This is a genomic window from Rhizobacter sp., from assembly GCF_035702065.1.
Taxonomy (GTDB): Bacteria; Pseudomonadota; Gammaproteobacteria; order Burkholderiales; family Burkholderiaceae_C; genus Rhizobacter.
Genome location: NZ_DASSRA010000273.1, coordinates 1 through 7,987, shown reverse-complemented (window position 1 = coordinate 7,987; position 7,987 = coordinate 1). Strand labels below are relative to the sequence as shown.

The 7,987-nt window shown below is 68.2% G+C and carries 9 protein-coding genes; 6 read left to right on the top strand and 3 right to left on the bottom strand.

Going from position 1 to position 7,987, the window contains the following annotated elements; genetic code table 11:
- Positions 1 to 226 precede the first annotated feature (226 nt).
- Positions 227 to 661 (bottom strand): YciI family protein, encoded by a 435-nt coding sequence (locus VFL64_RS12455; protein ID WP_489540699.1) that lies wholly within the window; start codon positions 659 to 661, stop codon positions 227 to 229.
- 72 nt (positions 662 to 733) lie between these two features.
- Positions 734 to 1,936 (bottom strand): serine hydrolase domain-containing protein, encoded by a 1,203-nt coding sequence (locus VFL64_RS12450; protein ID WP_489540698.1) that lies wholly within the window; start codon positions 1,934 to 1,936, stop codon positions 734 to 736.
- Between the two features lie 178 nt (positions 1,937 to 2,114).
- Here VFL64_RS12450 and VFL64_RS12445 point away from each other — a divergent pair, with 178 nt between their 5' ends.
- The 3 genes from VFL64_RS12445 (at position 2,115) to VFL64_RS12435 (ending at position 4,979) form a co-directional block, all read left to right on the top strand.
- Positions 2,115 to 3,905 carry an Ig-like domain-containing protein gene (locus VFL64_RS12445; RefSeq protein ID WP_489540697.1) on the top strand — a complete coding sequence of 597 codons (1,791 nt, stop codon included), beginning with the start codon at positions 2,115 to 2,117 and terminating at the stop codon, positions 3,903 to 3,905.
- A gap of 162 nt (positions 3,906 to 4,067) precedes the next feature.
- Complete coding sequence (locus tag VFL64_RS12440) at positions 4,068 to 4,547, top strand: cupin domain-containing protein (RefSeq protein WP_489540696.1); 480 nt, start codon at positions 4,068 to 4,070, stop codon at positions 4,545 to 4,547.
- A gap of 45 nt (positions 4,548 to 4,592) precedes the next feature.
- Entirely contained in the window at positions 4,593 to 4,979 is a 387-nt protein-coding gene (locus VFL64_RS12435) for a VOC family protein (protein WP_489540695.1), read from the top strand.
- A 33-nt stretch (positions 4,980 to 5,012) separates the two neighbouring features.
- Here VFL64_RS12435 and VFL64_RS12430 read toward each other — a convergent pair whose 3' ends face one another.
- The gene (locus VFL64_RS12430; protein WP_489540694.1) at positions 5,013 to 5,864 is read right to left on the bottom strand and encodes a hypothetical protein; all 852 of its coding nucleotides are present in this window, start codon (positions 5,862 to 5,864) and stop codon (positions 5,013 to 5,015) included.
- Between the two features lie 137 nt (positions 5,865 to 6,001).
- Here VFL64_RS12430 and VFL64_RS12425 point away from each other — a divergent pair, with 137 nt between their 5' ends.
- The 3 genes from VFL64_RS12425 to VFL64_RS12415 all read left to right on the top strand — a co-directional run.
- A complete protein-coding gene (locus VFL64_RS12425) occupies positions 6,002 to 6,367 on the top strand; it encodes a DUF2845 domain-containing protein (RefSeq protein WP_489540693.1) in 366 nt (121 codons plus the stop codon).
- Positions 6,368 to 6,442: 75 nt separating this feature from the next.
- Positions 6,443 to 7,315, top strand: a complete 873-nt coding sequence (locus VFL64_RS12420; protein ID WP_489540692.1) for a branched-chain amino acid ABC transporter permease — start codon at positions 6,443 to 6,445, stop codon at positions 7,313 to 7,315.
- Positions 7,315 to 7,987, top strand: a 673-nt coding sequence (locus tag VFL64_RS12415) for a branched-chain amino acid ABC transporter permease (protein ID WP_489540691.1), incomplete at its 3' end; no start/stop codon positions are given. The genes VFL64_RS12420 and VFL64_RS12415, both read left to right, overlap by 1 nt.

Sequence of the window (7,987 nt, the reverse complement as noted above, 5' to 3'; positions counted from 1 at the left end):
AGGGCGCAGCGGTCATCGGACTTGAACAGTCGCGACTGACCGATTTTCGGTTCGTGCCGTCGTTCAATGCTCGCCCCCGATCGCCTGCGCCTGGCCACCCTCGAGGAATTGATCCGCCACTGAGGCAGCGCCGCGCCGGCGCTTGAACTCCACATCGCGTTGCGGCTCCGGAACCCGGGCTCGCCGCCGTAGCGACACCGCACGGCGGCCCGCGTCGGGCTGGCCGTCAGCGCTTGCTGTTCACCTCGGCGGTCTGGGCGCGCAGGCGCTCCTCCTGCTCGCGCAGCTCAGGCGTGAACTCGGCACCGAAGTCGTCGGCCTCGAACACGGGGCGGATCTCCAGCACCGACTCGCCCGGCATCGGGTTGGGGCAGCGGCGCGCCCATTCGACGGCCTCGTCCATCGACTTGACCTGCCAGATCCAGAAGCCGGCCACCAGCTCCTTGGTCTCGGAGAAGGGCCCGTCGACCACGTTGCGCTGAGGCCCAGAGAAGTGCACGCGCTTGGCGCGCTGGGTGGGGTGCAGGCCTTCGCCGCCCACCATCACGCCGGCCTTGACCAGTTCTTCGTTGTAGTGGCCCATGGCCGCCAGCAGCTCGGTGCTGGGCATCTGGCCCGCTTCGGATTCCTTCGTTGCCTTCACAAATACCACGACGCGCATGGCCGCTCTCCTTCAGGGTGGTTGAAACAGGACGACGAATGACAGGCCCTGGAATCGACACGCTGCGTGAACTTACTTGGCGCCAGCTTCCTTGTCGATGGCCTGCTGCACCGCCCGGTAGAAGGCTTCGCGCTCGGCCGTGGCGCCCGGGTCGGTGGCACCGCGCGGCCAGTTGGCGTTGGTGGCGATCACCAGCTTGCGCTGGGGGTCGATGAAGATGCCCTGGCCGAAGATGCCGCGTGCGGCAAAGCTGCCGTCGGCATACGTCCACCACTGGTAGCCATAGCCCAGCCCCGGCAGGCGGCTGGCGATGCGCGCGGTGGTGGCTTCCGCCAGCCAGCCCTCGGGCACGATGCTCTGGCCGTTGACGCGCGCGCCGTTGAGGATGAACACGCCGAAGCGCGCGAAGTCGCGCGAGGCCGCCTGGATGCAGCAGCCGCTGATCTCCTTGCCCGTCTTGCTGAGGATCCAGGTGGCCGGTTGCTCCATGCCGGCGGGCCCCCAGATCTTCTCGGACAGGTACTCGGCCAGCGGCTTGCCCGTGGCCTGGCTCACGAGCACACCGACCAGGTTGGTCTCGCCCGTGCTGTAGTGCCAGCGCGTGCCGGCCGGCGCCTCGCGCGGCAGGCGGCGCAGGTAGCTCACGATGGCCTCGACGCCGGGCTCGGGCTGGTGGTTGTTGAACTTGGCGACGTCGGCCTCGGGGTCGGCGTAGTTCTCGTTCCAGCGCACGCCCGAGCTCATGGTGAGCAGCTGGCGGATGCTCACGTCGTCGTAGGCCGAGCCTTTCATCTGCGGGATGTAGTCGCTGACCTTGTCGTCCATGCTGCGGATGTGGCCGTCGCGCACCGCGGCGCCGAGCAGCGTGGAGGTGATGGACTTGGCGACCGAGAAGCTGGTCCAGCGCCCGCTCGCATCGAAGCCCAGGCCGTAGCGTTCCAGCCGCAGCTTGCCGTCGTGCACGATGAGCAGGGCCGCGCTGCGCTGGCCGGCCATGAAGGCACCCACGTCCAGCTCCAGCTGGAGCGGCGGCCCCGGCGGCAGTGGCATCGGCGTGTTGCTGGCGGGGATGGCGCGCGCCTTGGCGAGCACCGGCAGGCGATCGAGCGCACGGAAGGCCGCGTCGCGTTGCGGCTCGCTCCAGAACAGCAGGTCGCGGTTGGTGGGCACGGTGGCCAGCAGGCCGCGCGTTTCCTTGTCGAGGCTGAACCAGCCGGCGATGGCGGCGAGGGCCAGGACGAGCATCAGCACCAGGGCGACTTGCTTCGCTTTCATCGGGAGTTCTCTCCAAGGCGGCGATGACCGCATTGGACACGATGCGGCGGTGTGGTCCGTTCAGTGCACTTCTACACACCCTGGAGCAGACCATGAACGGCATCGGCCGTTCAGCCGAAGCGTGACGGGTCATTGCGTCGATAGAGTGCCGCCACCGTCGAACCGCCAAGGAACCCACGTGACCGCACTGCTGCGCTCCCTCTTTCGCCACTTCCACGCCTTACTCGGCGCATGCGCCTTGATCGTTCTGGCTGCCTGCGGGGGTGGTGGAGGTGGCGGGGACAGCCCGGCCTCGAATGCGACCCTGGTCGGCATCGACGTGCAGGCCTCGCAAGAGCCGCGCTTCCTGGCAGCCGGCGCGACCACGCGCTTCATCGCCCGCGGCAACTACTCCGACGGCCGGAACGGCATGCCGCTCGACAGCGTCACATGGACCTCTGACAACCCCGCGGTCGCCACCGTCGCCGGCGATGGCACCGTCACCGGCGTCGCGCTCGGCAACGCCACCATCACCGCCCGCATCGGCACGATCTCGGGCAAGAACACCCTGGGTGTGACGCGTGTCGCCACCGGCTGGCGCCAGGTGGCCGTCGGCAGCGACCATGTGCTCGCGCTGAAGACCGACGGCACCCTGTGGAGCTGGGCAACGTCGGAGTTCAGCACCAACCAGTACGGCCAGCAGGGCACGGGAGAGAACACCGGCAGCACCGCACCCAAGCGCGTGGGCACCGACAGCGACTGGGCCAGCGTCGCCGCCGGCGACATGCGCAGCTACGCGATCAAGACCAACGGCACGCTGTGGGCCTGGGGCAAGAACAGCGACGGCTACCTCGGCAACGGCAGCACCGACGCGGTGATGGTGCCGACCCGCCTGGGCACGGCGACGAACTGGGCGTCGATCTCGACGCGCTGGGACCACACGCTGGGCCTGCGCACGGACGGCTCGCTGTGGGCCTGGGGCAAGAACTTCTACTTCCAGCTCGGCACCGGCGTGTCCGGCGATCGGACCACCCCCACGCGCATTGGCACCGGCACCGACTGGGCCTCGGTCGCCGCCGGCCGCGACCATTCGGTGGCGGTCAAGACCGACGGCAGCCTCTGGGGCTGGGGCCACAGCCACTACGGGCAGGTCGGCAACGGCGTGAGCGGGTCAGAGACATTCAGTGTGGTCTACGACCCGACGCGCATCGGCACCGCCACCAACTGGTCGCGCGTGACTGCCGGCAGCTGGTACTCGCTGGCCACCAAGACGGACGGCAGCCTCTGGGGCTGGGGCACCAACTACGCCGGCCAGCTCGTCAACGGTGGCACCGCGTCCACCGACGTGCCGCTGCGCAGCGGCAGCGCGAGCGACTGGTCCGACGTGCAAGCGGGCTACAGCTATGCCGTGCTGTCCAAGCGCGACGGCTCGCTGTGGAGCACCCACGACGGCAGCACCGCGACGCAGCTGGGCAGCGCGACAGGCTGGACCAGCCCCGCGCTGGGCGACCCCTTCACGGCCATGGCGATCGACGCCGGCGGCCGCTTGACAGCGCTGGACAGCAGCCGACCGGGCAACATCGTCGACTTCCCGGAGGGCGGCACCGGAAGCGGGCCGTCGCCATCGGTGGTGGTCGTGGTGCCGCCGAGCAGCGGCGGCTCGGGCGCAGGCACCACCGGACTGACGGGCACCTGGTGCACGGACGTCGGCAGCGACCAGAACTGCTGGGTCTTCGACAACGAGACCGGCAGCAGCAACGGCAAGTTCTACCAGCAGTCGATCAACCAGAACACGGGCACGCTGACGAACACGATGACCTGGTCGGTCGACGCCGGCGCGCACACCATCACCTACCGGTTCACGCGCAGCAAGCTGACGAACAGCCCCTACAACTACGACCAGGCCGTGAACATCGGCCCCTACACCTTCTCCTACACGCTGACGGCAACGACCTTCACGTTCCAGGGCATCACGTTCAACAAGCGTTGAGCCCTCACGTGCAACGCCGACAGGCGTTGCACGGCTTCTGGCCGGGCCGGGCCGATCAGGCGGTTTCCTGACGCAAAGACGTGCAGCCGGCGTTGAAGGCCTCTAGGATGGCGGCACAGGCATCCTCCACGATGCGTCAGCAACCCACAGAGCCCGGTTCACATGTCACAGAGCAAGTACCCCGTCGCGGTGGTTGCGGCTGAGGCGCCCCCACGCGTCAAACCGTCCAACTACCCGGAGCCGTTCGCTTCCCGCATGGCCGGAAGGAAGAAGCACCCGCTGGGTGACCTCTTCGGCCTCACGAACTTTGGTGTCAATCTCACGCGTCTGGCGCCCGGCGCGGCCTCTGCCCTTCGGCATGCACACACCCGGCAGGACGAGTTCATCTATGTGGTGCAAGGCCATCCCACCCTGCACACCGACGAGGGCCTGACGCGCTTGTCGCCTGGCATGTGCGCCGGGTTCAAGGCCGGGACGGGCAACGGCCACCGCCTCATCAACGAAACCTCCGAGGACGCGGTCTACCTTGAGATCGGCGACAGGACGCCAGGCGACGAAGGCAGCTACCCTGACGACGATCTCAAGGCCTTGCTGGTCAATGGCAGCTGGCAGTTTGTTCACAAGAATGGCGAACCGTACTGACCCAGCGCGCTTGACGACGGCTTCTCACTTCCCCGGGAGCACCAGATGAAGAGAGTCACAGGCATCGGCGGAATCTTCTTCACGGCCAGGGACCCCGCCGCGCTGCGCGCCTGGTACCAGCGCCACCTCGGCATCGACGTGCAGGCATGGGGTGGCGCTGCGTTCACCTGGGTCGACGCGCAAGGCGCCCCCTCTGCGGGCACGACCATCTGGAGCATTGGCGACGCGGCGGGTGACGCCTACGCACCCAGCGCCGCGCCCTTCATGGTGAACTACCGCGTGGCCGACTTGCACGCTCTGGTGGCGGCGCTGAAGAGCGAGGGCTGCCAGGTGCTCGAGAAGATCGACGAATCCGAGTACGGCAAGTTCGCCTGGGTCATGGACCCGGAGGGCAACAAGGTCGAACTGTGGGAGCCCCCACCCGGGCAGTGAGCGCTGCGTCGGGTGACGCCGACGCGGTGCGGCTCAAAAGCGCCAGCTCAGCCCAAGGGCCGGGCCGCTGAAGCGCAGCTTCTGCACGAACTTGTCGTCGGGCTGCTCCCACGAGAGCTCGCGGTAGGCGAGCTGCACCTCGCCCCAGCCGAAGGCGTAGCCCACGCCGGCCACGGCCTGGTAGGTGAACTTCGATTCGCCGGCACCCACGTCGAGGTGGTAGGGCAGGAACCACTTGCCGTCATCGCCGAACCACACGCGGCCGCGCACGCCGACGATGGCGTCGACCAGCGTCTCACTGCGCTCCACCGAGCCGGTGCGCGCGAAGGTGAAGCCGCTGCCGGGGATGCTGGCGTCGAGCGTCCAGTCGAGCGAGCCCTGGATGTGCAGCAGGCGCATGCCGGCCAGCACGTCGAGCGTGGCCGCTTCGGTGCGCACGGCGGTGTAGCTGCCGGCGACCATCCAGGTCCAGCCCTTGAGGTCGGTGCGCGTGCCGAGGTTGCGCTCGCGCGGGATGGAAATGCCGGCTCCGGGGCCGCCCACCGAGCTGACCTGGCTGTCTTCGTCGCCGAAGTTGAGATACACCAGGTCGGACACGATCGCCCATTCGTTGCGCCGCGCCTCGCCGCTCAGCATCAGCAGCGACTGCAGGTTCTCCAGGTAGCTGTTGGGGCCGGTCTCGGCATCGGCGGAGCCGCCGCCACCCGGAGGCAGCGGGTACTTGAGCGTGGAGTTGACGTTCGGCAGCCAGAGGTAGGGCGTGAGCGAGAAGTGCCACTGGCCGTCGTTCGCCGGCGGGGCGGCCTGCGCCGAGGCCGCAGCCAGCGCGGCGGCGCAAGCTGCAAGGCAACGGCCTGTTCGCGAGGGCAGAGCAGAGCGTGTCATCGTGTCCTCCAGGAGCGCCGCCGGGCGGGCGCGTCGGCACGATAGCGCAAAGCTTCGGTAAAGATGTCGCCGGCGCTTTCAAAGCCATCTAGCATCGGACAACACTTCGCAGCGTGATGAACCTTACGGGCCGACCCATGCCGAGAACCTTCACCCTCTTCCGACTCTCCCGACTGGGCGGCTGTGCCGTGGCACTGGCCGCCTCGCTCCCCGTGGCATCGCAGGCGCAGACGCACTCGATGCGTTGCGCCAACGACCTCGCCAACATCGGCGACAACAAGGCCTCGGTGCTGCAGAAGTGCGGAGCGCCGATCAACCGCGACTCGTTCTGCAAGCCGGTCGACCGCAGCCAGCTGCCAACCGAAGCCGACAAGGCCGTGGTGCTGCCTTGCGAAACCGTCGACGAATGGACCTACAACCCGGGCCGCGGCCAGTTCATGACCACGCTGCGTTTCGAGTCGGGCCGGCTCACCGCCATCACCTACGGCGACCGCGTCAAGTAAGGTCTGTTGCTCTCCATCGCCGCCTGGGCTGGGCGGTACAGTGCGGGCTGCCTCCTCAGGAACACGCTCCGCGCAGTGGATCTCGCCACCTTCCTCGTCCAGTGCCTCAACGCCGTCCAGTACGGCTTGCTGCTCTTCCTGCTGGCCAGCGGGCTCACGCTGATCTTCGGGATCATGGGCGTGATCAACCTCGCGCACGGCAGCTTCTACATGCTGGGCGCGTACATGGCCTTCCTGCTGGCGCCGTACTTCGGCGGCAGCTTCATCGGCATGCTGCTCGTGGGCGTGGCGCTCGCGGCGGTGTTCGGCTACCTGCTGGAGTGGCTGTTCTTCAGCTACCTCTACCAGCGCGAGCACCTGCAGCAGGTGCTGATGACCTACGCGCTGATCCTGGTCTTTGAAGAGGCGCGCAGCCTGATCGCCGGCAACGACGTGCATGGCGTGGCCACGCCCGCGTGGCTCTCCGGCAGCATCGCGCTCGGCGAGCTGATGAGCTACCCGGTGTACCGCCTCTTCGCCTCGGCCGCCTGCATCGTGATCGCGCTCGGCCTGTATGCGCTGGTCAACCACACGCGCCTGGGCATGATGGTGCGCGCGGGCGCCAGCAACCGCGACATGGTGCGCGGCCTGGGCATCAACCTCACGCTGCTGTATCGCGGCGTGTTCGCGGCCGGCGTGGCGCTCGCCGCGCTGGCGGGCATGATCGCCGCGCCCATGTCGTCGGTGTACCCGGGCATGGGCGGCAGCGTGCTCATCATCTGCTTCGTGGTGGTGGTGATCGGCGGCATCGGCTCCATCAGCGGCGCGCTGATCGCCTCGCTGCTGGTGGGCTTCGTCGACACCTTCGGCAAGGTGTTCTTCGCCGAGTACAGCGGCGTGGGCGTGTACCTGCTGATGGCGATCGTGCTGGTGTGGCGGCCGCAGGGCCTCATGCAGAAGAGGCACTGATGGTGGACGCACGACGCTTCTCGTGGATCGTTCCTTGTGCGGTGGCGCTGGTGCTGCTCTGCCTGCCGCTGGCCCTCTCTCCTTACCTGCAAAGCCTGGTCGCCAAGATCATGGTCTACGCCATCTTCGCGTTGAGCCTGCAGCTGCTCGCGGGAACCACGGGCCTAGTGAGCCTGGGGCACGCGGCCTTCCTCGGCATCGGTGCCTACGCGGCCGTGCTGCTGTCGCCCGAGGGCAGCGTGTCGCTGGCGTGGCTGATGCCGGCGGCCATGCTCGCGGCGGCGCTCTACGCGCTGGTGGTGGGCGCGCTCAGCCTGCGCACCACCGGCGTGTACTTCATCATGGTCACGCTGGCCTTCGCGCAGATGGCCTACTTCGTGTTCCACGACACCAAGCTGGCCGGTGGCAGCGATGGGCTCTACCTCTACAGCCGCCCTGCGCTCTCGCTCTTCGGCGCCAAGCTGCTCGACGCCGAGAGCGGCCCGCAGCTGTACGTGCTGATCTGGCTCGCGCTGGTCGCCACCTACGCACTGCTGGCCCTGCTGCTGCGCTCGCGCTTCGGCCACACGCTGGCCGGCATCCGCGTCAACGAGCAGCGCATGCGCGCGGCCGGCTACAGCACCGTGCCCTACAAGCTGGCCGCCTTCGTGATCGCCGGTGCGCTGGCGGGCC